Annotated in this window: 18 protein-coding genes and 12 tRNA genes; 10 read left to right on the top strand and 20 right to left on the bottom strand. The window is 70.2% G+C overall.

Annotation, left to right across the window (positions count from 1 at the left end; all coding sequences use genetic code 11):
• Positions 1 to 217: 217 nt before the first annotated feature.
• Entirely contained in the window at positions 218 to 1672 is a 1455-nt protein-coding gene (locus POL25_RS35480) for a pyridoxal phosphate-dependent decarboxylase family protein (RefSeq protein WP_272090782.1), read from the bottom strand.
• A gap of 108 nt (positions 1673 to 1780) precedes the next feature.
• Between POL25_RS35480 and POL25_RS35475 the strand changes: the two genes are divergently transcribed.
• The 3 genes from POL25_RS35475 to POL25_RS35465 all read left to right on the top strand — a co-directional run bounded on the left by POL25_RS35475 (position 1781) and on the right by POL25_RS35465 (position 4601).
• Entirely contained in the window at positions 1781 to 2110 is a 330-nt protein-coding gene (locus tag POL25_RS35475; protein WP_272090781.1) for a PepSY domain-containing protein, read from the top strand.
• A 116-nt stretch (positions 2111 to 2226) separates the two neighbouring features.
• Positions 2227 to 3429 (top strand): hypothetical protein, encoded by a 1203-nt coding sequence (locus POL25_RS35470; protein ID WP_272090780.1) that lies wholly within the window; start codon positions 2227 to 2229, stop codon positions 3427 to 3429.
• A gap of 56 nt (positions 3430 to 3485) precedes the next feature.
• Positions 3486 to 4601 carry a TauD/TfdA family dioxygenase gene (locus tag POL25_RS35465; protein WP_272090779.1) on the top strand — a complete coding sequence of 372 codons (1116 nt, stop codon included), beginning with the start codon at positions 3486 to 3488 and terminating at the stop codon, positions 4599 to 4601.
• On the opposite strand, the gene POL25_RS35460 is transcribed toward POL25_RS35465, so the two are convergent.
• Both POL25_RS35460 and POL25_RS35455 read right to left on the bottom strand, forming a co-directional pair.
• Positions 4598 to 6046 (bottom strand): pyridoxal phosphate-dependent decarboxylase family protein, encoded by a 1449-nt coding sequence (locus POL25_RS35460; protein ID WP_272090778.1) that lies wholly within the window; start codon positions 6044 to 6046, stop codon positions 4598 to 4600. The two genes, POL25_RS35465 and POL25_RS35460, sit on opposite strands and share 4 nt — an antisense overlap.
• Positions 6047 to 6048: 2 nt before the next feature.
• Positions 6049 to 7374 (bottom strand): MFS transporter, encoded by a 1326-nt coding sequence (locus tag POL25_RS35455; protein WP_272090777.1) that lies wholly within the window; start codon positions 7372 to 7374, stop codon positions 6049 to 6051.
• Positions 7375 to 7500: 126 nt separating this feature from the next.
• Here POL25_RS35455 and omp85 point away from each other — a divergent pair, with 126 nt between their 5' ends.
• The gene (gene omp85 / locus POL25_RS35450) at positions 7501 to 8799 is read left to right on the top strand and encodes an Omp85 family outer membrane protein (protein WP_272090776.1); all 1299 of its coding nucleotides are present in this window, start codon (positions 7501 to 7503) and stop codon (positions 8797 to 8799) included.
• A gap of 187 nt (positions 8800 to 8986) precedes the next feature.
• Here omp85 and POL25_RS35445 read toward each other — a convergent pair whose 3' ends face one another.
• Positions 8987 to 9808, bottom strand: coding sequence for an alpha/beta hydrolase (locus tag POL25_RS35445; protein WP_272090775.1), 822 nt, complete (start codon positions 9806 to 9808; stop codon positions 8987 to 8989).
• A gap of 215 nt (positions 9809 to 10023) precedes the next feature.
• On the opposite strand from POL25_RS35445, the gene POL25_RS35440 reads away from it, so the two are divergent.
• The 6 genes from POL25_RS35440 to POL25_RS35415 all read left to right on the top strand — a co-directional run bounded on the left by POL25_RS35440 (position 10024) and on the right by POL25_RS35415 (position 17187).
• The gene (locus POL25_RS35440) at positions 10024 to 12687 is read left to right on the top strand and encodes a PAS domain-containing protein (protein WP_272090774.1); all 2664 of its coding nucleotides are present in this window, start codon (positions 10024 to 10026) and stop codon (positions 12685 to 12687) included.
• Positions 12688 to 12851: 164 nt separating this feature from the next.
• Complete coding sequence (locus tag POL25_RS35435) at positions 12852 to 14327, top strand: catalase (protein WP_272090773.1); 1476 nt, start codon at positions 12852 to 12854, stop codon at positions 14325 to 14327.
• A gap of 6 nt (positions 14328 to 14333) precedes the next feature.
• A complete protein-coding gene (locus tag POL25_RS35430) occupies positions 14334 to 15167 on the top strand; it encodes an alpha/beta fold hydrolase (protein ID WP_272090772.1) in 834 nt (277 codons plus the stop codon).
• A gap of 7 nt (positions 15168 to 15174) precedes the next feature.
• On the top strand, positions 15175 to 16017 hold the full coding sequence (locus tag POL25_RS35425) for an MBL fold metallo-hydrolase (protein ID WP_272090771.1): 843 nt from the start codon (positions 15175 to 15177) through the stop codon (positions 16015 to 16017).
• Positions 16018 to 16130: 113 nt separating this feature from the next.
• Complete coding sequence (locus tag POL25_RS35420) at positions 16131 to 16532, top strand: cupin domain-containing protein (RefSeq protein ID WP_272090770.1); 402 nt, start codon at positions 16131 to 16133, stop codon at positions 16530 to 16532.
• A gap of 28 nt (positions 16533 to 16560) precedes the next feature.
• Entirely contained in the window at positions 16561 to 17187 is a 627-nt protein-coding gene (locus tag POL25_RS35415) for a TetR/AcrR family transcriptional regulator (protein WP_272090769.1), read from the top strand.
• A 257-nt stretch (positions 17188 to 17444) separates the two neighbouring features.
• Here the strand turns inward: POL25_RS35415 and POL25_RS35410 are convergent.
• From POL25_RS35410 to POL25_RS35335, 16 genes are all read right to left on the bottom strand, one after another.
• Positions 17445 to 17517: transfer RNA gene (locus POL25_RS35410), tRNA-Pro, on the bottom strand.
• A 99-nt stretch (positions 17518 to 17616) separates the two neighbouring features.
• Positions 17617 to 17688, bottom strand: a tRNA-Val gene (locus POL25_RS35405).
• Positions 17689 to 17878: 190 nt separating this feature from the next.
• Positions 17879 to 17950, bottom strand: a tRNA-Trp gene (locus POL25_RS35400).
• Positions 17951 to 17976: 26 nt separating this feature from the next.
• Positions 17977 to 18049: transfer RNA gene (locus tag POL25_RS35395), tRNA-Arg, on the bottom strand.
• Between the two features lie 208 nt (positions 18050 to 18257).
• Positions 18258 to 18329: transfer RNA gene (locus POL25_RS35390), tRNA-Val, on the bottom strand.
• Positions 18330 to 18344: 15 nt separating this feature from the next.
• Positions 18345 to 18417: transfer RNA gene (locus tag POL25_RS35385), tRNA-Thr, on the bottom strand.
• Between the two features lie 176 nt (positions 18418 to 18593).
• A tRNA-Gly gene (locus POL25_RS35380) sits at positions 18594 to 18664 on the bottom strand.
• A gap of 149 nt (positions 18665 to 18813) precedes the next feature.
• Positions 18814 to 18887: transfer RNA gene (locus tag POL25_RS35375), tRNA-Asp, on the bottom strand.
• A gap of 32 nt (positions 18888 to 18919) precedes the next feature.
• Positions 18920 to 18993 (bottom strand) — tRNA-Asp (locus tag POL25_RS35370).
• 42 nt (positions 18994 to 19035) lie between these two features.
• A tRNA-Asp gene (locus POL25_RS35365) sits at positions 19036 to 19109 on the bottom strand.
• A gap of 247 nt (positions 19110 to 19356) precedes the next feature.
• Positions 19357 to 19444: transfer RNA gene (locus POL25_RS35360), tRNA-Asn, on the bottom strand.
• A 173-nt stretch (positions 19445 to 19617) separates the two neighbouring features.
• Positions 19618 to 19688, bottom strand: a tRNA-Met gene (locus POL25_RS35355).
• Between the two features lie 870 nt (positions 19689 to 20558).
• Positions 20559 to 21542, bottom strand: a complete 984-nt coding sequence (locus POL25_RS44680; protein WP_272090768.1) for a fibro-slime domain-containing protein — start codon at positions 21540 to 21542, stop codon at positions 20559 to 20561.
• A gap of 195 nt (positions 21543 to 21737) precedes the next feature.
• Positions 21738 to 22988 carry a DUF4785 domain-containing protein gene (locus tag POL25_RS35345; RefSeq protein WP_272090767.1) on the bottom strand — a complete coding sequence of 417 codons (1251 nt, stop codon included), beginning with the start codon at positions 22986 to 22988 and terminating at the stop codon, positions 21738 to 21740.
• Between the two features lie 46 nt (positions 22989 to 23034).
• Positions 23035 to 23898 (bottom strand): hypothetical protein, encoded by an 864-nt coding sequence (locus POL25_RS35340; RefSeq protein ID WP_272090766.1) that lies wholly within the window; start codon positions 23896 to 23898, stop codon positions 23035 to 23037.
• A 140-nt stretch (positions 23899 to 24038) separates the two neighbouring features.
• Entirely contained in the window at positions 24039 to 25694 is a 1656-nt protein-coding gene (locus POL25_RS35335; RefSeq protein WP_272090765.1) for a glycosyltransferase family 39 protein, read from the bottom strand.
• Positions 25695 to 25804 lie beyond the last annotated feature (110 nt).

Below are 25804 nucleotides of genomic sequence, written 5' to 3'. Positions count from 1 at the left end.
CGGGCCGGGGTCCGTCTGTCCTTGAAGACAGGTGCCGCCGGGCCCTGGCCCAGGAGTGAACCCGGGCATGGGCGCGTCGCCGATGCGGCCCTCGAGCGGCGCGGGCGCGGCGCCGACTGCGAGGTCCTTCGGGGACGGGCGGACATGTCTCGTGGAGCATGTCGTTTCGAGCATGTAGCGAAGGGCATGCCCTGAAGGGCATGGCGCTACGAACATGTCACGCGCCTGCGGCCGAGGCCTCGCGGCCGCAGGCGTCGAGCAGCTCGAGGGTCGCTTCGATGTCGGCGGTCGTGGTCGCCGGGTTGATGAACAGCAGGCGGAAGCAGTTGGGCCCGCCGTCGACCGGCTGGAAGCCGAGCATGGCCTCGCCGCGGCGCAGCATGGCGGCCTTGATCCGCGGGGCGAGATCATGGAGGACGGCGTCGACGTCGGCGGTGCGCGCGGGCAGGGGCCGTAGGGCCGGAGGCAGCCACCAGAAGCACACGTTGACCCACGAGGGCGGGGCGGCCAGGCGAAACCGCGGGTCGCCGGCGATGCGCGCGGCGCAGCTGTCGGCGAGGGCGACGGCGTGGTCGATGCGGGCGGCGAAGCCGGGCTCGCCGCGGGCCTTCCACAGCAGCCAGGCCTTGAGCGCGTCGACCCGGCGGGCGCACTGAAAGGTGGTGTCGCCGCTGTCGAGCTCGGCGAACGGCTTGTCGGGCTGGAACAGGTAGTCGGCGCCGGCGGCGAAGGCGGGCCGCAAGGCACCTGTCCCGCGGACCAGGAAGGCGGCGCACTGCTGGGTGGCGCCGAGCATCTTGTGGAGGTTCCACGCCAGCGAGTCGGCCCGCTCGACGCCGGCCATGAGGTGGGCCTGCGCGGGGGAGAACAGGGCCGAGGCGCCGAAGCTGCCGTCGACGTGCAGCCACAAGCCGTGGCGCTCGGCGAGGTCGGCCAGCGCGGGCAACGGGTCGAAGCCGCCGAGCACGGTGGTGCCGGCGGTGGCGTTGACGAAGAACGGCCGCTGCCCGCGCGCGAGGGCGTCGTCGATCGCCGCGGCGAGGGCGTCAGGGCGCATGCGGCCGCGCTCGTCGCAGGCGACTTTGATCAAGGCGCGCCGGCCGAGGCCGAGCAGCACGACGGATTTTTCGAGGGAGTAGTGCCCGTGCGCCGAGGTGAAGGCGACCCGCGCGGCGCCGTCGTGGCCGCGCTCGCGAGCGTCGGGGTCGACCCGCAGGCGCGCGAGCTGCAAGGCGTAGAGGTTGGAGTAGGAGCCGCCGGGGACGAACAGGCCCTCGTGCGCGCTCCAGCCGGCGAGCGCGGCGAGGCGGGCGAGGACCTGTCGCTCCATCAAGGTGAACACCGGGGCGGCCTCGTAGGTGGCCATGGTGGTGTTGAGGGCGGCGCCGAGGAAATCACCGACGACGGCGATCGGGTCGGCGCCAGCGAAGTTCTGGTTGAAGAACCGCGGGTGCAGGGTCCGCACCGAGCGGGCGATGATGGCCTCGATCGTCCGCGCGAGGGCAGCGGGATCGACGGGCGGTTCACCTGGCCCGAGAGACAGGGGCACGCCGAGCGCGGCGAAGGCGTCGGCGTGAGCGTCGGGGCCGGCGAGGTCGGAGATCCTCGGGTCGCGCGCGTCGGCCCGCCGCAGGAGGTCGAGGATCGGTCGCACGAGGGCGTCGAGGTCCACGCGTCAAACTTTCGCGGGCGAAACGATGGCGGTCAAGCGCGAGGCCGACGCCGCGGCTTCACGAGGGCTTAACGGGCCGTGGGCGGCCACGGACGGCATGCTGCGAGCATGCACTTCCTGCTGATGTCCCTCCTCCTGTCGCTCGCGCCGGCCTGCTCGCACGCGGCGACCTCCGCCACTCCGACTGCCTCGACGGCGCCCGCCGCGACGGCGCCGCGCGAGGCGACGACGCCGAAGATCAGCCTCGAGGCGGCGCAGGCGACGGCGCTGAAGCGGGTGCCCGGGACGGTGATCGACGCGGAGCTCGAGCGCGAGCGCGGGCGGTGGATCTACAGCATCGAGATCCAGCCGGACGATCGCAGCCAGCCGCGCAAGGAGGTGGAGGTCGACGGCGAGACCGGGGCGATCGTCCACGTCGAGGACGAGCACGACGATTGACGGCGAGCCTCACGCGGCTGGGCGGCCGGCGATCGGGTCGGGGCGATCGGGCCGGCTCGCTGGAAGCAGGCCCGAGGTCGTGGCGCACGCCCGCGTGAGGGTGATACGCTGCTCCGATGCGCGGTCCGTGGTGGGTGATGGCGATCATCTGTGCGTGCGGCCCCGAGCCGCAAAACGACACTGCGGGCGCCAGTACGCGCGCCACGAGCAGCGACGCCGGCGGCACGAGCAGCGGTGGGCTCGACGTGCCGACGGGCCGCTGCGGCGACGGGGTCGTCGATCCGGGCGAGGCGTGCGACGACGGCGAGGACGAGTGCGACGCGTGCACCGCCGCGTGCACCTCGCCGGTCGAGCCGCCGCTGGCGTGGAGCGCCCCGCTGACGCCGATGGAAGACGTGCTGGGCTTCGACCTGGCGCACTCGCAGCGCGCGTGGGTGGTCGGCGAGTCGGAGGCGGGTGGGGTCGTGGTGCAGCGCGTCGAGCCGTCGGGGCAGGTGACGAAGGTCGACTTCACGGCGCTGGCGGACGCGTGGGTGGTCGCGTTTCACGTCAACCGGGCGCACGACGAGGTCGGCGTGCTCGGCGGGCTGCCGGGCGGGACGCTGATGCTGGTGCGGGCGGGCATCGACGGGCCGATCGGGGAGCCGCTGCTGGTGGCGAAGGCGGACGCGTCGCGGGACATGGCGATCACGTCGGTGGGGGTGAGCTTCGCGGACTACGAGAGGGTGACCACGCTGTCGTGGACCGGGGAGCTGCTGGCGAACTTCGAGGGGCCGCTGTTCGTGCACCTCATCGACGCCGTGGGCGATCGGCTGGCGCTCGGCGGGCCGCTCGTCACCCTCGTCGATCCGGACGGGGCGAACCGGGTCGAGACAGCGTGTGGCGGCGGGCGCCTCGCCACGACCGAGACGCGCGTGCTGTTCGACGGCTCGGAGCATTTCGACGGCGAGGAGGCGATCATGGGCAGCTGCGAGCTGGCGACCGGCGAGAGCGTGAAAGGGGTCGTCGCCAGGGGCTTGCCGGGGAATCACTTCGGGCCGGCGACGGGGGTCGTCGACGCGGCGCCGAACGGCAACCCGATCGGCTCATGGTCGGTGTGCACCCCCCAGGACCAGGCGGTGGGCTGCATCCAGTCGCGCACGTGGGGCTTCGGCGGGCCGGGCGAGCCGAGGACGATCGAGCTCGACGCGTGCGACGAGCCGAGACACGCCCGACTCGGCAGCGACCGCGGGGTGTACATGATCCGCCGCGACCGCGAGACCGGGGCGCCGTCGCTGGTCCGCCGTGCCACCCTGCCGGTCGCGCCGCCCTGGGGCTGAGGGCCGCGAATTCGGCCCTTGACGGCCTTCTCCATTTTGCTGAAACTCACTTCAGCATGAAAGATGCACCCCGGGACGCGGTCGAGCTCCACGGCGACTGGTTGCGCGTGCCGCTGGGCGACGGGCACACGGCGGACTTTCACTACCGATGGTTGCGCCACAACTGCGACCGCGAGCGGCACCCGCTCACGCGCGAGCGCACGCGCTGCTCGTCGGAGCTGGCCGACGACGTGCGCCCGCGGGTGGCCTCGCTGGCCGGCGACGCGCTGTTCGTGGTGTGGGAGCCCGACGGCCACGAGAGCCTGTACCCGCTGACCTGGCTCGACACCCACGCCTACGCGCGCGGCCGCGTCGACGTGCCGGCGCCGTCCGCCGACCTCGCGGCGCTCGAGGTGTCCGCCGCCGACGTCGCCCTCGGGCGCCAGATCGCCGCGGCGCTGGCCCGGGTGCGCGAGCGCGGAGCCGCGGTCGTGCGACATGACCCTTCGGACAGCACGCCGCCCGAGGCGCAGACCGAGGCGATCGTGACCGCCTTCGAGGCCGCGGGCCTGCGCGCGGTGGCGACCCACTTCGGGCGCATCGAGGACCTGCGCACCGACAACACCACCAACCAGAACACCGACCAGCTCGGCTACACCGACGCGCCGATCCACCTCCACACCGACCAGCCGTTCCTCGAGCGTCCGCCGCGCTATCAGGTGCTGCAGTGCATCCGCGCGGCCGACCAGGGCGGCGACAACCTGCTGGCCGACGCGCGCGCGGCGTTCCGCCACCTCGAGGCCCACGACGCGCGCGCGGCCGAATTGCTGGCGACCGTGCCGGTCCGCTTCGATCGCAAGCAGCAGAACTTCGCCCGCGTGGTCGAGTCGCCGATCGTCGCTCGCCGCGGCGACCGTGATTTTCTGGTCCGCTGCTCCTACTTCACGCTCGCGCCGCACCGCCTGCCGTTCTCGCAGATGGGCGAGTTCTACCGCGCGCACGACCGCTTCATCCGCCTGGTCCGCGACCCGCAGCACCACGTGCTGGTCGGGCTGCAGCCGGGCGACTGGCTGGTCTACGACAACCACCGCACGCTGCACGCGCGGACCGGCTTCACCGGCCCGCGCTGGCTGCGGGGCATCTACTTCGATCCGGCCGAGGCCAGCGCCGCTGCCGGCGCCGGCGCGACCTAGGCATGCGTGTAGAGGTCGTTGACGAACGCGACGATCGCCGCCTCGCGGGCCGGCGCGGGCAGGGCGTCGAGCAGGCCGTTGATGGCCGCCATCTTGTCGGGCAGGCGGCCGCCCTGGACCCCGGCGAGCGCGAGCGCCTGCATGAATGTCTCTTCGGACATGTTCGAAAAGTCCAGCGCGGCGGCGGCCTGCAGCAGGAGCGCCATGCCCGGGTCGGGCGGGCTCGTCTGGACCTCGGCGACGGCGGCGCGGAGGTCGGCGAGGAAGCGGTCCTTGACCGCGAGGTGAGCGGCGCTGATCGTGAGGTGCAGGTTGGCCGGCGAGCCGAAGCCGGAGAACTGCGGCTGGACCAGCCAGCCGCGCAGCTTCATCGCGTCGGCGAGGGCGAACAGCGGGAACTCGGGGCTCGCGCCGGTGAAGGCGACCAGGCTCATCTCCGGCTCGCCGAGCACGCGCAGGCCCTCGATCTCGCGCAGGCCGCCGATGATCGCGCGCGTCGCATCGAGTGTCCTTTGGGCCAGGTCGAGGTAGCCCTGATCGCCGATGGCGCGCAGCAGGGCCCACGCGGCCGCCAGCGGCCCGCCCGACTTGGTGCTCTGGACCGTCGGGTTGATGACGGTGTAGCCGGTCCAGCCGGCGCACGCGTACATCTGGTGCCGGCGCAGCGCCTTGTCGCGGTAGACGATCACCGACGCGCCCTTGGGCGCGTAGGCGTACTTGTGGAAGTCCATCGACACCGAGGTGACGCCGGGGACCGACAGGTCGAACGCCGGCACCTGGGCGCCGAGGCGGCGGAAGTACGGCAGCAAGAACCCGCCGATGCAGCCGTCGACGTGGAACAGCAGCTCGTGCCGCAGCGCGAGCTGGCCGATCTCGGCGATCGGGTCGACCACGCCGTGGGCGTAGCTCGAGGCCGAGGCGGTGAGGAGGATCGTGTTGGGGGTGATGGCGGCCGCGATCGCGGCCACGTCGGCGCGGAAGCTGATCGGGTCGATCGCCGTCGGCACCAGCGTGACGCCGAGATAATGGGCCGCCTTGTGCAGCGCCGCGTGAGCGGTCGCCGGCACGATCATCTCTGGCGCGGTGATGTGGGGCCGATGCTCGCGGGCCCACTCGCGCGCGGTCTTGACCGCCAGCATCAGGCTCTCGGTGCCGCCGCTGGTGAACGAGCCGGCCGCCTCGAGCCCGCCGCCGAGGTGCGCCGCGGCGAAGCCGACGACCTCGTTCTCGAGCCGCAGCAGGCTGGGGAAGGCCGTCGGGTCGAGGCCGTTGCTGCCGAGGAACAGGCGGAACGCCTCGGCCGCCAGCTCGCTCGCGGCGCGCTCGCCCGAGTCGTAGACGTAAGCGAAGGCGGCACCGCCTTCAGTGGGCAAATCACCCGCACGCAATTCGGCGAGGGCGGTGAAGATCTGGTCGCGGGTCCATCCGGTCTCGGGCAGCTTCATGGTCAGGTCGCTCGGTTCCTGGCAGATTCGACGTGGTGAAACAGCAAGGGGAGACTGAGGAGCGCGCACGCGGCCGGGACCACCGCGGTGGCCACGAGCACGCCGACGAGCGCCGCTTCGGGCTGGGTCACGAGCTCGCCGGCGCGCCGCTCGACGAACCCGGTCGTGGCGAGCACCTGGCTCACGAGCCATGCCCCGAGGGTCAGGCCGCCCTTCTCGCCGACGAACCACAGCCCGGTGAAGATGCCCTCGCGGCGCTGATTGGTCACGGCCGCGTCGTCGTCGACGAGGTCGGGCAGCATGGCGAACGGGAACACCTGCAGGCCGGCGAAGCCGACCCCGAGAACGCCGACCTGCGCGGCCACCAAGGCCAGCCGACCCGGCGCGGCGCTGAGCAGGCTGAGCGCGCACCCGGCGAACAGCACGGTCGCGAGGATGTAGCCGACGCGCTTGCCGAACCGCCGCGACACCGCCATCCACAGCGGCATGGCGACGATCGCCGGCCCGACCAGCGACACGAACAGGACGGTCACCGCCGCTTCGCCGCCGCGCAGGGTGTAGTGGCAGTAGTAGGGCACCGCGGCCAGGACGGCGCCGATGCCGATGTTCTGCACGGCGAAGCCGAGCAGCAGGCGGCGGTACGGCCGATGCGACAGGGCCACGCGGATCTGCTCGCGCAGCCCGGCCGACTCGCTCGGCGCCGGCAGCTGCGGGGCGCTGCGGGTGCCGAAGAACGCGACCGACATGGCGACCGCGGCGATGATCGCCAGGGTGACGGCCATGACCCGATAACCCGCCGGGCCGCCGCCGCTGGCCTTGATCAGCATCGGCGCCAGCGCGCCGCCGGCGAGGATGCCGATCGGCAGGAAGGCCATGCGATGGGCGACGACCCGCGTGCGTTCGTGGTAATCGGCCGTCATCTCGGCCGGCATCGAGGCGTAGGGGATCTGAAACAGGGTGAAGGCGCCGGTGGCCCACACGAAGGCGACCAGCACCCACGCGAAGCTGAGCGACGGATCGCCGACCGGGGCCGAGAACAGGGCGATGAAGCCGGGCGGCAGCAGCAGCGCGCCGGCCAGCAAGAACGGCCGTCGCCGGCCCCAGCGCGAGCGCGTGCGGTCGGACCAGGCGCCGACCAGCGGATCGGTGACGATGTCCCAGATCCGCGGGATCAGGATCGCCAGGCCCGCGAGGCTCGCGGCCACGCCGAGCGTGTCGGTCAAGTAGAACAGCAGCAGCAGGCCGGGCACGGTGCTGAACAGGCCCGAGCCGATCGAGCCCGCGGCGTAGGCCAGGAGCAGGGGGCGCTTCAAGGGCGAGCTCGACACGCGGCGACCTTACCACAGCGAGCCCGGGCGTCACCTGTCTTTGGGGACATATATGCATTGTGCCGGCGCCGGCTGCCCGCGCTGCTGGCGGCATTGGTGGTCTGCGCGATCGCTGCGCCTGTGCCTGTGGCCGCGGCCGCCAAGGATCGGGTCAAGAAGCCGAAGCAGCCGAAGAAGCCGAAGGGCCCGCCGAAGCCGGAGCGCATCGAGATCGGGGCGCTGCCGGCCCTCAGCTACGACAGCGACCTCGGGCTCGGCTTCGGCCTGATCGCCAGCGTGGCCCGCTTCTCGCCGGGTTATCGCCCGTACCGCTGGCGCCTCGAATTGCTGCTGTCGGCGAACGCCAAGCGCGCGCCGGGCCGCGGCATCGAGGTGCCGTTCCACGACGACTACCTCAACATGGACTTCCCCGGGCTGGCCGGCGACCGCCTGCGGATCACCGCGCGCGTCGGCTTCCGCAAGTTCGCCAACACCGGCTATTACGGGTTCGGCAACGACTCGGCGGCGACCGAGCCGTGGGAGGGCATCGACCCCGACCAGGAGTTGATGGCCTACCAGGCCGCGCGCCGCTACCACCGCTTCGATCACATCTACCCACTGCTGCTTTTCAACGCCCGCATCAAGGTGTGGGACCGTTCGACGGTGCAGCAGCGGCGCCGCATCGAGGCGCTGGTCGGGCTCAACACGACCTACAACATCGTGCGGCCGTACGCCGGCAGCCTGCTCGAGCAGGACATCGCCCTCAAGGCGTCGGGCACGCCCGACGGCAAGGCGCTCGGCAACCTGCTCCAGGGGACAGATCCGCACGCGCTCGTGGTGCTCAGCGCGGGCGCGCTGTTCGACACCCGCGACCACGAGTACACGCCGACCCGCGGGACCTTCACCGAGCTGACGGTCCGCGCCTCGCCGGGGGTCCAGCAGAACCTGCGCTACGCGGCGTTCAGCCTCAACAGCGCGTGGTACAAGGCGTTCCTCGGCGAGTGGCTGTCGTTTGCGATCCGCGGGGTCGCCGACGTGATCGTCGGTGACGCGCCGTTCTACGAGCTGACGCGCTTCGGCGCGCTGATGCCCCGCGACGGCCCGGGCGGCGGGTGGTCGCTGCGCGGGGTGCCGCGCCAGCGCTACGCCGGCAAGATCAAGCTGATCCAGAACCTCGAGCTCCGCAGCATGTTCTGGAAGTTCACGATCAAGAACAACCACTTCACGGTCGGCGCGGTGGCGTTCCTCGACGCCGCGCGGATCTGGGCCGACTTCGGCCGCACGGAGCTCGGCGGCCAGGGCATCGACGGCGGCACCTTCAAGCTCGGCACCGGCGGCGGCCTGCGCGTGCGCTGGGGCGAGACGTTCCTGGTCCGCTTCGACGGCGCGTACTCGCCGACCGACAAGACGCAGGGCTTCTACGTCGACGTCGGCCACGTGTTCTGAGGGACATGTCCTGAAGGACTAGTCGATGGAGAGCCGGCGCGGTCCCGCGCCGGCTGCGGCGCGACGTGCCGAACCTGTCCATCGCCTCGGGCTCACCGGATGCTATGATCATTGAGGCAGGGCAAACACAGCAGCCCGGCTCGCGCGTGGCGCGGCCGGGCCTGACCTGAATGGTGGCAGTCGACGCTCAGCGGATGCGCGCCACGATCCACGCCAGGATGTCGGCCAGCACGGTCTCCTTGCCGTAGTCGGCCAGCAGGTCGTGGTAGTGGTCCTCGTACAGCTTGAGGGTCTTGTCCTGCGAGCCGCCGGTGTCGAAGAACCGCTGGCTGCCCTTCGGCAGGGTCACGCGGTCCGCGGTGCCGTGGAGGATGAGCACCGGCAGGGTGATCTGCGGGAACTCGCGCTTGAGCCGCTCGTCGGCGCGGACCATCTCGGCGACCGTATACGCCGGGTAGCCCTGGCGCTCGATCAGCGGGTCGTTCTTCATCGCCTCCACCACCGCGGGGTCGCGCGAGAAGCCCTCGTCCTCGAGCTTGAGCACGTGGGCGTGCGGCGTGATGTGGCTGAGGCCCTTGAGGACCGCGAGCACGAAGTCCGGCGCCGGCACCTCGTGGGCGAAGCTCTCGCAGATGAAGCCCGCGAGCTCTTCCTGGTGCTCGAGCGTGTAGATGCTGGAGATCACGCCGCCGGCGCTGTGTCCGAGCAGGAACACCTGCAGCCCGGGGTTGCGGGCCTTGGCCAGCTTGACGAGGGTATGGACGTCGCCGACGTAGTCGCCGAACTTGCCGACCTCGAGCCGGTCGCCCTCGGACACGCCGTGACCGCGCAGGTCGAGCGCGTAGACGGCGAACCCACGCTCGGCGAACTGGCCGCCGGCCCACTCGTAAAGGCCCCCGTGCGCCTTGAACCCATGGACGATCACCAGGATCGCGCGCGGGTCGGCGGGCTGCCACGAGCGCAGGTGGATCTGGGTGCCGTCGTTGGCTGCGAACTTCTCTTGCTTCATCTCGACGTTCCTTCCGATTGGAGGCGGACTCACGCAGCGCGAGGTTCAGCGTGAGAGACCGACCGCGCAGGCGTGGGAGTCGTATCCGTATCGCCGCGATCGCAAGCGCAGAAAACCCGACCAAGGTCGGGTCGGGCGGAACGTCCGCGTGCGGGCTGGGGACCTCCGAAAGCCGGTTCGTGCGAAAAGCAGAAGCGGTTATAGTCGGGCGGTCCATGAGTCTCACTCTGCACGCGCCCGTGAGTGACATTCGCGTCGATGGAGCGGGCGGGAGCGCGTCGCGGCTGGTGCGGACCTGCAGCGACGCGTGGGGCGTCGCCATGCTCGAGCACGAGTGGTCGCTGCGCGACGAGCTCGATCCATCGGCGGCGTTGCGCCCGCTGACGATCGAGCGGGACGGCGACAGCGTGTCGCTGACATTCGCCGATCCCGGCGGCCGGCCGCTCGGCGAGCTGCTCGGCGCGCCGTGGGACATCGCGGCGTTCCTGCGCGTGGCGATCGGGCTGGTCACCGCGCTGGTGCGGCTGCACGCGCGAGGCCTGGCGCACAACGACTTCCGCGCGAGCAACGTGCTGACGAAGCCGGCCACCGGCGAGTGCTGGCTGACCGGCTTCGGCGCGGCGGCGCGGCTCGGCGCGGTCGTGACCGATCGCTCCGTCGACGTGCGCTGCGACCTCCGCGGCTGCGGCGCGGTGCTGCACGAGATGTTGGTCGGCGCGACGGACGGGTCGCCGCGGGCGCTCGAGCAGATCGTGGCGCGGCTCGTCGAGCGCGACGAAGTCGGGTACGCGACGGCTAGCCAGGTCCTCGCCGATCTTCAGCGATGCGCGGTTGCCTGGGCAACGCACGGTCACATCGCGCCGACGTTGCTCGATCTGCGCGACGGCGGCGGTGCGGTCGACGAGCTGCTCGCGGTCATCGACGCGGTGCCCGGCCTGGTGTGGAGCGCCCGCGCCGACGGCTCGCTCGAGTTCCTGAGCCGGGGCTGGCAGACGTACGCGGGCAAGGCGGAGCCGGAGCTGCGAGGTTGGGCCTGGGTGACCACCGACCTGGTCCATCCGAGCGACCGCGCCGCGGTGATCGAAGCGTGGGCGCGGCTGCTCGCGTCGGGCAAGGAGGGGCGCATCGAGGCCCGTCTGAAGCGCGCGTGCGGTCGCTACCGGTGGTTCCAGATCCACGCGGTGCCGCTGCTCGACGAGCGCGGCGAGGTGGCGAAGTGGTGGGGCCTCGGCAGCGACATCGAGGAGCAGAAGCAAGCGCAGGCGCGCGCCGCCGGCGAGCAGCGCCTGCTCGAGATGCTGACGCGCGGCGAACCGGCCTCGCGCTTCCTCGAAGGCGTGGTCCGTCTGGTCGAGGAAGGCACCCCGGGCGCGCGAGCGTCGATCCTTTTGCTCGATCCCGAAGCGGGCACCGTGCGCCACATCGCCGCGGTGAGCCTGCCGCGCAGCTTCACCGCGGCGATCGACGGCTCGCCGATCGGGCCGAACGCGTTCGTGTGCGGGACCGCGGCCTGGCGGAGAGAGCTGGTCGTGGTGACCGACATCGAGACCGACCCGCTCGGCGCGCTGTTCCGCGAGCACGCGCTGGCCCACGGCCTGCGCGCGTGCTGGTCGCTGCCGATGTTCTCGACCGACGGCAGGGTGCTGGGCACGTTCGGCATCTACGCCGCCCAGCCGCGCGGCCCGACCGCCAGCGAGCTCGAGCTGCTCGAGTGGTGCGCCCGCGTGACCAGCCTGGCGATCGAGCGCAGCCAGTCAGAGGAAGCGTTGCGGCGCAGCGAGGCGTATCGCGTCGAGGCCGAGCGCCTCAGTCGCACCGGCAGCTTCGGCGTCAACCTCCGCACCCGTGAATGCGACTTCTCCGAGGGCATCCGCGAGATCGTCGGCCTGCCCGGGACGCCGCGGCCCGACCTCGCCCAGTTGCTCGAGCGCATCCACCCCGACGATAGCGAGCGCGTCGTCGAGCTCGTGCGCCGGACGCTGCGCGAGGGCGGCGACTTCGACCACGAGCATCGCCTGGTGATGGACGACGGCGCGGTCAAGCTGGTCCGCGTGCTCGGCCGCTCGCGCACCAGCGCCGCCGGCGAGTTCGAGCTCGTCGGCGCTGCGACCGACATCACCGCCAGCCGCCGCGCGGCCGACGAGCTGCAGCAGGCGCAGGCGGCCCTGACCCACGTCTCGCGGGTGACGACTCTCGGCGAGCTGGCGGCCTCGATCGCCCACGAGGTCAATCAACCGTTGACGGCGATCATCGCCGAGGCCAGCGCGGCGCTCAACTGGTCGGCCGCCGAGCCGCCGGCGCTGGCGAAGGTGCGCGAGTCGTTGGCCGTGATCATCGACCAGGGCGGGCGCGCGGCCCAGGTGTTGCGGCAGATCCGCTCGCTGCTGTCGCGGGTGTCGCCGCAGCACCTCGCGTGCGACCTCAACGACGTGATCCGCGAGGTGGTCCCGCTGGTGGCGCCGCAGCTGACGCGGCACCACATCGAGATTCATCAGGCGCTGCTGCCCGAATTACCGCGAGTGGAGGGCGATCCGGTGCAGCTGCGACAGGTGGTGCTGAACCTGCTGCTCAACGCCGGCGAGGCGTGCAAGGACATGCCGGCGGAGCGCCGTCGCGTGGTGATCCACTCGTTCGTCGAGCGGCGTCAGAGCGGCTCGTTCGTGCACGTCGCGGTCGAAGACGTCGGCGTCGGCCTGGGCGCCGGCACCGACCGCGCGCGCCTTTTCGACGCCTTCTACACCACGAAGGAGCACGGCCTCGGCATGGGTCTTTCGATCAGCCGCTCGATCCTCGAGCGCCACGGCGGCAAGCTGTGGGCCACCGCCAACGAGACCCATGGGGCGACGTTTCAGTTCGCGCTCGAGGAGCTGCGGGCGTGAAGACCTGATGGGGCTTTTCCGGATCGTCGCTGCCGTCACGGCGCCGTGACGATCGAGGATAGCGAGCCTCGATCCGGCCCGACCGCGAAACGGGCCGAACGCGGTCACCCGACCTTGGTCGGGTTTTCGCTTTCGGGCATGCTCGCGATACACCGGAGGTACTGATGTCCGAAAAGCCCAAATTGACGCACGCGACGGGCGCGCCCGTGGTCGACAATGTCAACATTCAGACGGTGGGTCCGCGCGGCCCGGCGCTCTTGCAAGACATCTGGCTGCTCGAGAAGCTCGCGCACTTCGACCGCGAGGTGATCCCCGAGCGGCGCATGCACGCCAAGGGCTCGGGAGCCTACGGCACCTTCACCGTGACGCAGGACGTCACGCGTTACAGCCGGGCCAAGCTGTTCGGCGCGGTCGGCAAGCAGACGCCGGTGTTCGTGCGCTTCTCGACGGTCGCGGGCGAGCGCGGGGCCGCCGACGCCGAGCGCGACATCCGTGGCTTCGCGGTCAAGTTCTACACCGAAGAGGGTAACTGGGACATCGTCGGCAACAACACCCCGGTGTTCTTCTTCCGCGATCCGCTGCGCTTCCCCGACCTCAACCACGCGGTCAAGCGCGACCCGCGGACCGGCATGCGCAACGCCGACAACAACTGGGATTTCTGGTCGGGCCTGCCGGAGGCGCTGCACCAGGTGACGATCGTGATGAGCGACCGCGGCCTGCCGCGCAGCTATCGCACGATGCACGGTTTCGGCAGCCACACCTTCAGCCTGATCAACGGGGCCAACGAGCGCGTGTGGGTCAAGTTCCATTTCGTAAGCCAGCAGGGCATCGAAAATTTCACCGACGCCGAGGCCGAGGCGGTGGTCGGCAAGGACCGCGAGAGCAGCCAGCGCGACCTGTTCGAGAGCCTCGAGGCCGGCCGCTTCCCGCGCTGGAAGTTCTGCATTCAGGTGATGACCGAGGCGCAGGCGCAGACGCACAAGCACAACCCGTTCGACCTGACGAAGGTGTGGCCGCACGGCGATTACCCGCTCATCGAGGTCGGCGTGCTCGAGCTCAATCGCAACCCCGACAACGTGTTCGCCGAGGTCGAGCAGGCCGCGTTCTCGCCGGCCAACATCGTCCCCGGGATCGGCTTCTCGCCCGACCGCATGCTGCAGTCGCGCCTCTTCTCCTACGGCGACGCCCAGCGCTACCGCCTCGGCGTCAACTTCAATCAGATCCCCGTCAACGCCCCGAAGTGCCCGTTCCACAGCTTCCACCGCGACGGCGCGATGCGGGTCGACGGCAACCTCGGCGCGACCAAGCACTACTGGCCCAACCGCCACGGCGAATGGAACGACAACCCCGACGCAGGTGAGCCGCCGCTCGCGACCCCGGGCGACGCGGCCCACTGGGACCACCGCGTCGACGAGGACCACTGGGAGCAGCCGGGTAACCTGTTCCGCCTGATGAAACCGGCGCAGCAGCAGGCGCTGTTCGCCAACACCGGCCGCTCGCTCGGCGGCGCGTCGCTCGAGGTGCAGCGCCGCCACGTCGCCAATTGCACGAAGGCCGATCCCGCGTACGGTGCCGGTGTGGCCCGCGCGCTGGGCCTCGACCAACCCGCCGCCGCGCCGGCGAACGAGAGAAAGGACTGACCCGTCATGGCCACGATCACCGTCAAGGATGGAACGCAGATCTACTACAAGGATTGGGGCGCCGGTCGCCCGGTGGTGTTCAGCCACGGCTGGCCGCTCACCGCCGACGCGTGGGAGGACCAGATGGTGTTCCTCGCGGCGCGCGGCTATCGCTGCATCGCCCACGACCGTCGCGGTCACGGTCGCTCGAGCCAGCCGTACGACGGCAATGAGATGGACACGTACGCCGACGACCTGGCGCAGCTGATCGAGCACCTCGATCTGCAGCAGGCGACGCTCATCGGCCACTCGACGGGCGGCGGCGAGGCGACCCGCTACGTCGGTCGCCACGGCACGTCGCGGGTCGCCCAGCTGGTGCTGGTCGGCGCGGTGCCGCCGCTGATGCTGAAGACGGAGGCCAACCCGGGCGGCATCCCGCTCGACGCGTTCGATGGCATCCGCACCGCCGTCACGGCCGACCGCTCGCAGTTCTTCAAGGACCTGCCGACCGCGTTCTACGGCGCCAATCGCCCCGGCGGCAAGCTGTCCGACGGCGTGCGCGACAGCTTCTGGCGCCAGGGCATGCAGGCCGGCCTCAAGAACGCGCTCGATTGCATCAAGGCGTTCTCCGAGACCGACTTCACCGAGGACCTGAAGAAGGTCGACGTGCCGACGCTGTTCATCCACGGAGACGACGACCAAATAGTGCCCATCGGCGCCAGTGCGCACGCCGGTCACAAGCTGGTCAAGGGCTCGCAGCTCAAGGTCTACGCGGGCGGTGACCACGGCCTGCCGACCACCCAAAAGGACCGCATCAACGCCGACCTGCTGGCGTTCCTGCAGAGCCGCGCGGCGTCGTGAGCCGGCCATGGAGCTGACGTACCTCGGCACCGCGACGCTGGCGATCCGCGTCGGTGAGACGCGGCTCCTGACCGACCCGGTGTTCGATGCGATGGGCAGCACCTACGACTTCGGGCTGTGGTTCACGCCGCGCTCGTGGTTCGCCAGTGAGAAGCGCTACACGACGCCGGTGAGCCCGGCGTCGCTCGGCCGCTTCGACGCGGTGCTGCTCAGCCACGACCATCACGCCGACAACCTCGATCTCTCCGGCCGCGCGCTGGTGGCCGACGAGGCCCGCGTGGCGCAGGTGATCACGACCGTGCCGAGCGCGCGCCGCCTGGCCCGCTCGCCGGCGAACCATGACGCGCCCGGCCGCGGCCTCGGCCTCGGCGAGCGCGCGATCGGCCTCGCACCGGGCGCTCGCACACGCGTCGGGCCGCTGACGATCACCGCGATCGTGGCCCGCCACGGCCCGAGCTACGCGCCGCAGGTCCACGAGGTCACGGGCTTCGTGATCGACGTCGACGACGGCCCGCGCGTGTGGATCTCGGGCGACACGGTGATGTTTCCGGCGCTCGCGGCCAAACTGTCCGAGCTCCGGCGCGAGCGCCCCGTCGACCTCGCGGTGGTCCACTGCGGCGCCGTCGGCTTCCCGCACGCGCCGGGCTTCCGCCATGCCCGCTTCACGTTCGACGCGGCCGAGGCGATCGCGGCCTGCCGCATGGTCGATGCCAGGCAGATCTTGCCGATCCACCGCACCGGCTGGGCGCATTTCCAGCAGCCGGAGAGCGAGCTGCACCGCGCGTTCGCAGCCGCGGGTCTGGAGGAGCGCACGCGCTTCCTGGGTCTCGGGGCCACGCTCGAGCTATGATCATAGCTCGAATGCGTGGACACAGCGCTCCGTGCCGCCATTCGTGAGGGCGACGGCGCTGGCGGGGCGCGGATTCGTCCGTCATGGCGGGCGAGGCGTGGTATCATGGGCCGATGCAGATCGGTCACGGCCCACCCTCGCGGCGACAGGCGATGTTCGGCGGTCACGGCGAGGTGCTCGTCTGGGACCTGCTGGCGGGCCAGCCCGCGCCGCCGTTCACGTCGGTGCTCTCGTGCGTGCTCGAGGCGGGCGGGCACGTGGGGCGCCACGTGCAGCAGCGCGACTCGGAGATCGTGATCGGCCTGACGGGCTGCGGCGAGGCGCGGGTCGACGGCCACGCGCTGCCGTTCGGCCCCGGCTCGGTGGTGTTCCTGCCGTTCCGGTCGACGCTCGAGCTGCGCAACGAGCGTGACGACGCGCCGCTGCGCTACCTGATCGTCAAGGCGACCCCCGCCGCCGTCGCCGCCGAGCCGACGCCGACGCCGACGCGCGAGAGCGCGGAGCAGGGCGAATGACCGTGCTCCCGGTGCGAGGGGCGATCCGATGACTTCGCCGATTCGCCATACCCCGCGCAAGCAGCCGCGCCAGGCGCGGAGCCAGCAGATGGTCGATACGCTGCTCGACGCCGCCGTCCGCGTGCTCGGCGAGCGCGGCCTCGAGGCGACGACGACCAACGAGATCGCGCGGGTCGCCGGGGTCAGCGTCGGTTCGCTCTACCAGTACTTCCCGAGCAAGGAGGCGATGCTCGCGGCGGCGCTCGACCGCAAGTTCACCCGCGGCATCGAGCGCGTGTTCGAGGTCCCGGCGCCCGACGGCGGCTCCTTCGCCGAGCAGATGCGCGACGGCCTGCGCGCCGCGATCGACCTCTACCGCGGCGATCTGGAGTTCTTCCGCGCGGTGCTGCTGCACGTGCCGCGGGTCGGTCGCGTCGAGGCGTTGCGGGCCCACGTGCACGCGGGCCGCGAGCGCCTGCGCGACGCGTTGATCGCCCGCAGCGCCGAGCTGCGGCCGGTCGACCCGGAGCTGGCCGCGTTCGTGATCGTCAGCGCGATCGAGTGGGTGATCCTCACGTGCGTGCTCGAGCAGCCCGAGCGGCTGTCCGACCCCCGCCTCGTCGAGGAGCTCATCGCCCTCGTCGGCGGCTACCTGGCGCCGCGCCCCGGGCCATGAGCCCGGGGCACGACGCGGATCGTGGATGAGGAAGAGAATCGAAATCCGCGCCCGGAGAGTTGAACTCCGAAGGGCTCGCTTATCAGACGAGGTGTGGCACCGTCCACGGACGCGGGAGAGAGCCCGGGCCGCAGCGCTTGGCCGCGGCCCGGGGCAGGGGTTGGTCGGAGACCGGGGCGTCGCACCCCGCCTACGTGTTCCCGAAACACGCCTCGCACTCCGCGATCCGTCTCCGATGATTGTTGAAATAAAAACAATCGAGGTGGTGCGAGTCGAACGCACAATCTCATGCTCCCCGAGCATGCGGCTTACCATCAAGCCTTCACCTCGTACGAATGACCCTGCGGAGTGACGATCTCCGGTTTCCGCGTAGAGAGCGCGGGGTTCTGCCGTTGAACTACAGGGCCAGGTTGTTACGAAGACGTTCGTTGCCCGCGGAGGGTGTCGAGCCCCCGACCTGCGATGTGTGAGAACGCCGCTCTTCCGTTGAGCTACGCGGGCGTGCGCGCCGGTTGGCGCGCGGGTGGGCTAGAGGGTTCCGCCCCCTCTCCTGTGCTGTCACAGAGCACCGCTCTTCTCACGAGCTTTAGCCCAAAGAAGCCCCGCCGGACTCGAACCGACGACCGCGGCAGCGCCGCGACGTTCCACCAGAACGGGCTCCACGGCCCGGAAGCACCGGGCCCATGCAAGACAGGGGAGCCGGGACTCGAACCCGGTTCGCAGGAGTTGGAGTCCCGCATGTCACCATCAACACCTCTCCCCTGGATGAACGATTCAAACGAACGAAGATACTCGCGGCAGGGTTCGAACCTGCGTCCGATGGTATAGAAGACCAATGCTCGTCCAGCTGAGCTACGCGAGCGTGACCCGCAAGCAGGCCCGGCAGCCCCGCCGGGAGTCGCACCCGGTCCACGACCTTCGGACGGTCGCGTGCAATCTCATACACTTCGAGGCCATTGTCTTTATCAAAATGAGTACTCTCGGGTGGAATCGCACCACCATCGCAGGCTCCGTAGACCTGGGCCCTATCTATTAGACGACGAGAGCAGATTGTCCAGACTGGAAACGAGTGGTCCATCGAGGAATCGAACCTCGTACCTCCTGCATGTCAGGCAGGCGCTCGACCGGGGAGCTCGTGGACCGGCCTTTCAAAAGGTAGCCCCTCCCGGGGATCGAACCCGGCGATTCCGCGCTACGAGGGCGGCGCATCACCATTGATGCTTGGGGGGCAAGATTCAAAAGCCCTCGCCGGGTAACGCTCCCGGACATCGCTACATACCAAGCAGCGCGCCCCCTTGGAGCAAGGGCTATTCACGGTAGAGCAGCTCCCCGGGGTCGCACCGGGCCCTCGTGGTAGGCAACCACGCGTCTCACTGACAAGACCTGAACTGCAGAGGTTCACAGAGAGCCGATGGCAGGAATCAAACCCGCGTCTTCACCTTGGAAGGGTGACGCCCAGTCACTAGGCCACATCGGCGAATGTTCGATGATTCAGATACGAATCACGTCGGGTGGAAGATTCATCAGAGTCGAAGATAAATCCGAGGGGTAAGGGGCGGAGAGGTTCGAACTCTCCTTACGAGGTTCAAAGCCTCGCGTAGCACACCACGCGCGCCCCTGCTCGAGCGCCACCGGCGGGGTTCGAACCCGCGATCTCCTCGCTGACAACGAGGCGGGGACTCCAGCTCCCCTACGACGGCAAAGAATGGCCCTGCTGGCAGAGATGGATCGACGCCACCGGCGGGACTCGAACCCGCGATCTCCTCGCTGACAACGAGGCGAGGACTCCAACTCCCCTACGGCGGCAAATCGGCCCGTACGGGCCGAGATATCGATATCAATGAACAACGCCACCGGCGGGACTCGAACCCGCGATCTCCTCGCTGACAACGAGGCGGAGACTCCAACTCCCCTACGGCGGCAAGAGCGGCCCATTCGAGCCGCGAACGAGAGTGTTATTGAAGATATAAGAGCTCCCCGAGAGTCGAACTCGGTCGAGCGCAAGCGCCCGGCATGCGGATTAAAAGTCCGCCCCATTCCCGTCCTGGCCGGAGCCCAGTTTGCTAATGATTATAGAATAAATAAGAGATACGAGCCGAGCTGGTAACGATCCAGCCTGAGGCGGGGTAAGAACCCGCTGAACATCCATCTGTCCCATCGGCCCAGGAGCGGAAGCGGCAAGGATCGAACTTGCATCGAGTGGGCGATTGCCCAGGCAGATTAACGGTCTGCTGTCCTACCATTGGACGACGCTTCCAGGTTGTCGGTGCGAGCACGGCTCCGACCGCCGTGTGTGTGCAGAACGCTCGCTGTGACGTAACAGGCGCCGTTACGCCGCGTATGGACCGCTCGGGTACCGCCCCCGATGTAACACGAACCTTGCAAGGGTTCGCCAGCGCCTTCGCTCGCAGCCCAATTTGTCATCGAGGATGGTGCCGGCAGGTAACGAACCTGCGTATGGCGCCTTATGAGAGCGCTGCCTGTCACTCGGCCACGGCACCTCGATTGCGCAGGCCGACGATAGGTCGGGCCTGCGACTGAAATTGCGCCGGCTGGTGTCGATCCAGCAAGCCTCGGGTCAGAGCCGAGGGTCGGGGCCGCCCGACGACGCAATCTTCTCTTCCTCTTCCACGATTCAGTTGTAAAAGAACGCGCGTCGACGACGCGAATCCGGCCGAGTTGGCCGATGCCAGCGTCTTTCGACGCAGGCCCGAGGTGTGGCCCCGGTCTTCCGAACCCGGAAGCGAGGGCGACCTGGAAGAAGCTCGCGGAGGAGACGAACGATCGACGCGCCGCGAACTGAGCGTCTGGCGGCGCTTCGTTTTGCCGCCAGTTGGACGCTCGCCGACTTCGTGGTCGCGGACGGTTGCAGTGCTCTGCTTCAGCACCCGCGACCACGTCGCCACGTTTGAATACGCTTACCCATCGCATCTCTGGCGACGGGCTGGTGCGTATCTTTCGTGGTGACGGCGATCGGTGCCATGACGCAGGTCCTTGACCCCACTTGAGCACGCAACAGGCCAGCCGTCAATCGGGTGGCCAACATGCATGATTTCAACAGGTTGCCTGCGAACCTCGGGGAGAAGCTGGGGCGATTTCCTATCCTAATGAATCGGAATGTATCGAGCCGTATCGCTGGGCCCGGACGCCGGGGCCGCGGACTCGCGAACGAGGACCACGCATGTGCGAAGATGGTCCCTCGGCGGGCGATGGCAAGGGGCGGGCAGCCCCGCGCGCCTCGATATCGCTCTCATTCGAGTTCAACTCGTGCTCGAGAGGCGGCGCTGATCCGCGCGAGGGTCGGTCGCAGTCGCGACGCGACCTCGCGCTCGGTCATCGAGGGCGAGGTCGCGGGCGGATTCAGCGGCCGGTCACATCGGGACGGCGCAGATCGTGGTGTCGATGCGGAAGTTCGACTGCACGGTGTGGCGCTCGGCGTGGAAGACGTCGAGGTTGTAGATGTCGCCGAGCTGGAGGCCGAGGTCGTCGAGGTCGACGGTGCCGCTGGCGACGCCGTGGACGCCGCCCAGGTCGATGACGAGGTCACCGTCGATGAAGACCCACACGTCGTCGTCGCCCTGGAAGGTGAAGGTCTCGCCGCCGGCGTACTGGAACTTGGTGTGGATCTCGGTCGTGAAGTGGAAGTTGTGGTTCTGGCCCTCGTTGCCCCACAACATATTGTCGACCGGGAAGAAATCGTTGTTGGTGTACGAGTAGAGACCGGGCTGAATCTCGACCAGGTTCAGGGAGATCTGGGTCTTATGATTGACGTCGGCGACGTCGTTGTACCACTGCGCGAAGGTCGGCGCGTCGGTGAGCATCTTGGGGTTGCCGACCGATTTGAACGCGGGCTTCTTGTCGGGGCCGAGGGTAGGCTGGACGAGGCCGTCGACCTGGCCGCAGCAGTAATCCTCCATGTCGGGGTGCGCGAGCTTGAAGTCGCGGATGACCGCGGTCAGCGAATCACCACAGCCGACCGGGTCGCCCGTGGTGCCGCCATCGGTGGTGCTCGTGGTGCCGTCGGTGGTGTCGGTCGCGGTCTCGCCGGTGGTGCTCGCGGTCGACGTCGTCGAGTCGGTGGTCGTCGTGGTGTCGAGCGTGGTGGTGTCGAGCGTGGTCGTGCCGGGCGTGGTGGTCGCCGTGCTGTCGGTCGCGCTCGTGCCGGTGAGCGGGTCGGTGGTGCTGGTCGAGGTGGTGGCCTGCGTGTCGCTGTTGCTGCCGCTGCCCTCGCTGTCACTCGTGCCGGTCTCGCTGCCGCTGCCGGTCGGGCCGGTGGTCGGGACGGTCGTCGCGGTCAGGTTGCCGTCGGTGGTCGACGAGCCGTCGCTCATGTTGCCCGTGTCGCCCTGGGTCACGGGCTCACCACAGGCGGCGAGCTGGACGGCGATTAAGGCGTGAGTTAGGGCGAGGCATTTTGAACTCATAGCCGCCCAGCTTACCGATCGCGCTGACGGGCGCAACTGTCCGAGCGGCCGAGTCGTCGTGCGGTCCGGCGACTCGGCGAGCGCCGGACCACACAGGAGGTCCGGTGAGATGTCCCTTGGGACAGATCAGCGTCGCGCGGTCGGGAGCGCCAGCGCGCGGGCCTGACGATGGACGGTGGCGAGGCGGCCCTGATCGACGAGGCGGAGGTCGCGGAGCTCGTAGGGGCCGCGCAGGCCGGCGGCCTTGAGCGTGGCCTCGTCGAATTCGAGCACGAGCTCACCGGGGCCGGGCTCGAGCCAATCCGCGGCCTGACCGACGCCGAGCGGCTGGAGCTTGCCGCCGCGATTGGTGCCGTGGAGGACCGCGGCGGCGCCGAAGCGGCTGGCGGCGCCGACTTCGACCTGGAGGCGAATGCGCAGACGTCCGTCGCCGCTGTCCTCGACCGTCACGCCGCCGGTGTAGCGGGCGGTGGGCGCGGCGATGGAGACCGCATTGGTGACCGTGCGCCGGACCGGGACGCCGCGCGCGGTGACGCCCTCGGCGTGGACCTGGAGCGTGTGCAGGGCGCCCGGGGCGGCGGCGCGACGCGGGGCGGCGAGCTCGGCGCGATAGCTGCCGTCGGCGGCGCGGGCGAGGTCGAAGCGGGTGATCTCGCCGTCGGGGGCGATGAGCTCGCCCTTGATCGAGCTGGCCTTGAGGACAGCCTCGCCGTCGCGCAGGTGCGCGCGCACCTGCAGCCGCCCGCCGACCAGCGCGAGGTCGGCGTCTGGCTCGAGGGACAGGTAAGCACCGGCGTCGCGCTCGAGCACGTGCACGAGCACGGCGGAGCGCACGCGGGCGCGCAGCACGAAGGCGCCGACGCCGAGGTCGGGGCGGAGGGTGAACATGGCGGTGCCGGGCGCGAAGGGGGCGCCGGCGCTGCGCAGGTGGCTGGGGTCGACGAGCGGCTTGAGGGCGTCGGCGCCAGCGAGCACGCGGCCCTGCGCATCGACGAGCTCGAGGGCGTCGAGTCCGATGCTGGCGCCGTCCTGCGGGCTGAGCTTGAGCAGCGCGCCGGGCTCGCTGATCGGCAGCGAGACGCCCTTGGCGAGGGCGGCGACTTCGAAGCGGCGCCACCAGACGCGGCTCTCGGCGCGGTGGGCCGCAGGTCGGCTCTGGAGGTCGTCGGCGGCCTGGTCGATCGGCCAGCTCATCGCCACGGGCGCGCGATCGATGGCGGCGGACACGGCGGGGACCTCAGTGGCGAGGCGGTCGCCGGCGATGTCGCCGGCCACAGGCGCGGAGAGGCGGACGTCGGGAGCGGCGGGGGCGGCAGCGGCGGTCGGAGCGGCGAGCAGGGCGGCGCCGAGCGAGAGGAGACAGAGGCGGGTCAGCATGACGGAAGATCCTCGTGAAGGAGCGGGCGGCGAAGGAGAAGACAGATCAGACGTCGTTGCGCAGGACGACGTCGAGGCCGAAGCAATTGCGACGGCTCTGGGCGTGGCTCAGCGGTTCGCCGCCGATCGCGAATTCAGTGTCGTAGAACCACACGTAGCCGGCGCCGGCCTGCGAGCTGCACTCGAGGAAGCCGTCGGAGCAGGCGTCGAGCCAGTTCTGGGTGGTCTCGAGGCCGACGTTGAGCGAGTAGCCGCCGCAGTAGGAGTCGTTGTCGAGGGGCGAGGAGTCGACGTCGGTGCCGACGATGGACCACAGCTCGCGCGGGAGCGCGGGCCGGCCGGCGGTGCCGTAGAGGTAGTTGCTGTTGTAGAAGGCCATGTGGCTGGTCTGCTGCATGGTCACGGCCTCGCTCTTGTAGCCGAGCAGCCAGCCGAGCGACTTCTCGAAGCTGTTGCCGGCGGTGACGGCGTCGGCCAGCGGGGTGCCGAGGCTCGAGGGCGCGAGGGCGTCGACCCACCGGATGGTGTTGATGATCTTGGGGTAGCGACTATCGTAGGTGGGGTTGGAGAGGATCCACCGGATCACGTTGCCGCCGTTGGAATGGGTGATCACCACCATCGAGGTGATCTTCTTGGTGTTGATGAAGCTGGTGAGCTGACCGGCGAGGCAGCCAGCAGCCTCCGGATCGAACATGTACTGTTCAAAGTCGCAATTGATGACGACGTAATTGCTGGGGTTGGGCAGCCCCTGGCGCACGGAATCGACGAACGGGGCCGTCCAATAGTCGGCCAGGGCATTGGTCTGCTTGCCAGTGCCGTGGACGAAGGCGACGCCGACGTTGGCGTGCGCGAGGCCGGGGAGGGCGAGGACGGCCATACAGGCCAGAGACGACAGCACGCTGCTACGCATGAGAAAAAGACACTCCAGTGCGCATCAAAGCGCGAGGGCGCGCCCGCAGTCAAATAAAAAGCTGCGCGAAGCCGCCCCTTCTGCATGCGTGGACCGACGATTCGCGCCGAGTCACGAATGCGAGTGCGGGCTACGCACAATCACGGCGGCGGCGAGAGCTCGAGCAATGCGAGGCAGGGGCGGCCAGATTCGCAGGCGAACTCGCGGCGGGCGACGATTCGCCGGGCCGCGGCGGGCAGGGCGGAGTGGAGGGCGCGCTCGGTGGCGGCGTTGTCGGTGAAGGGGCCGTCGAAGAGATTGGGGCCGGTGGACACCACGATGAAGCGGGCCGGATAGGCGCGGAGGATCGCCGTCCAGGCGGAGATCGCCGCGGCGTCGTCGCGGCCGCGGCGGAGCGCGCGATAGGCGTGAATCGGCGGGTGTGGTGATTGCGGGGCCCAGGCCTCGAGCATGCCGACGTGATTGTAGGTGGTGGTGACGATGTCGCCGGGGCCGGGGTGGTGGCCCAGGAGCGCGGCGGTCAATTGGCGCTGGGCGGCGCCGCTGAGCATGGGGTTGCCGACGGTGCGCTCGGCGGCCAGGAGGACGCCGCATTGCCAGGCGCGGGCGGCCAGCAGGGCGGCGATCGCGAGCGCGGCGATCCGCGGCGAGCGCAGGGAGTGCAGTTGGTGGGCGACGGCGAGCACGAACAGGGGCTCCAGGGCCATGCCGAGCTGGAACTGCTGCGGGTCGCCGTACAGCCAGGCGCCGCACAGGGCGTTGCCGAGGATCGCGGCGACGAACATGCATTCGCCGTCGCCGGCGCGAGCGCGCCACCAGCGAGCCAGGGCGAGCGCGAGGACGGCTGTCCCAAAGACCAGGCCGAGGAGGGGCGAGCGCGCGAGGTCGGCGACGAGCGGCAGGAGGATCGTGTTGGGATCGGCGATCCACGCCAGCTGGGCGGCGAGGGTGGCCGGGGCGGCGGCTGTCCTATGGGCCAGGTCGGCGAGCGGTAGCTTGGCCGCGGGAGCGGTGCCCTCGTGCAGCGGGATCGCGAGCTGGACGACGAGCGCGAACAGCAGCGGGATGGCAGCGCCGAGGCCGAGGGCGAGCGCGGGGCGGCGCACGGAATTGCCGCGGGCGACCAGCAGGAGCAGCAGCGCGGGCACCAGGGTGACGGCGATGGTGGCGCGGCAGAGGATCGCGGCGGCGAGGACGAGGCCGAGCGCGAGGCTGCGCGCGGTGGTGAGCGGACGCGCGGCGATGACGAGCGCGGCGAGCATGGCGACGCGGCTGGCGAGCTCGAAGCCGTAGCCGGTGCGGGCGAAGAACAGGAGGCCCGGCGAGAGCACGCACGCGAGCGCGGCGGCGCTGGCGAGCGCGAGGCCGAGACCGAGGCGACGGGCCAGCGCGAACACGAGGCCGACGAGGGCGAGGCCGAGGAGGACGGAGCTGCGGCGGACGCCAGCGATGCCGTCGCCGAGGACGGGCGCGGCGGCGATGCCATACCAGGTGCCGAGGGCGCTCTGGTGGCCTTTAATAAGCAGCGGCCAGGTGCGGCTGTCACCGACGTAGGCGAGGTTGGGCCATTGCGCGGTCGAGACCCAGCCGCGATGTTCGGGTCGATCGTGCGGCGGGAGCAGGCGGACGCCGCCGCCGTCGGCGCTGGCGAGCACGACGGGGTGACGCGCCAGGTAGGGCGTGATCTCCTCGGCGATGACGCCGCGCTCGCCAGCGCCGGGCCACGCGAGCGCGAGGTGCACGGCGGCGAGACCGACGAGCAGCGCGGGCGCGGCGAGGCGAGCGGAGGACTTCATGCGCGGGGAGGGCGGGCGAGGCTGGCCGATGGGTCAGGCGGTGGTTCGAGGAGCGGTGAGCGATGGTCGAGGATGTGGACGAGAGGGGCGATGCTGGTCGAGCGGACAGG

The sequence above is a fragment of the Nannocystis bainbridge genome (assembly GCF_028368995.1).
Taxonomy (GTDB): domain Bacteria; phylum Myxococcota_A; class Polyangia; order Nannocystales; family Nannocystaceae; genus Nannocystis; species Nannocystis bainbridge.
Note: the sequence above shows the minus strand (reverse complement) of the source record. Positions and strands in the feature narration are given on the sequence as shown.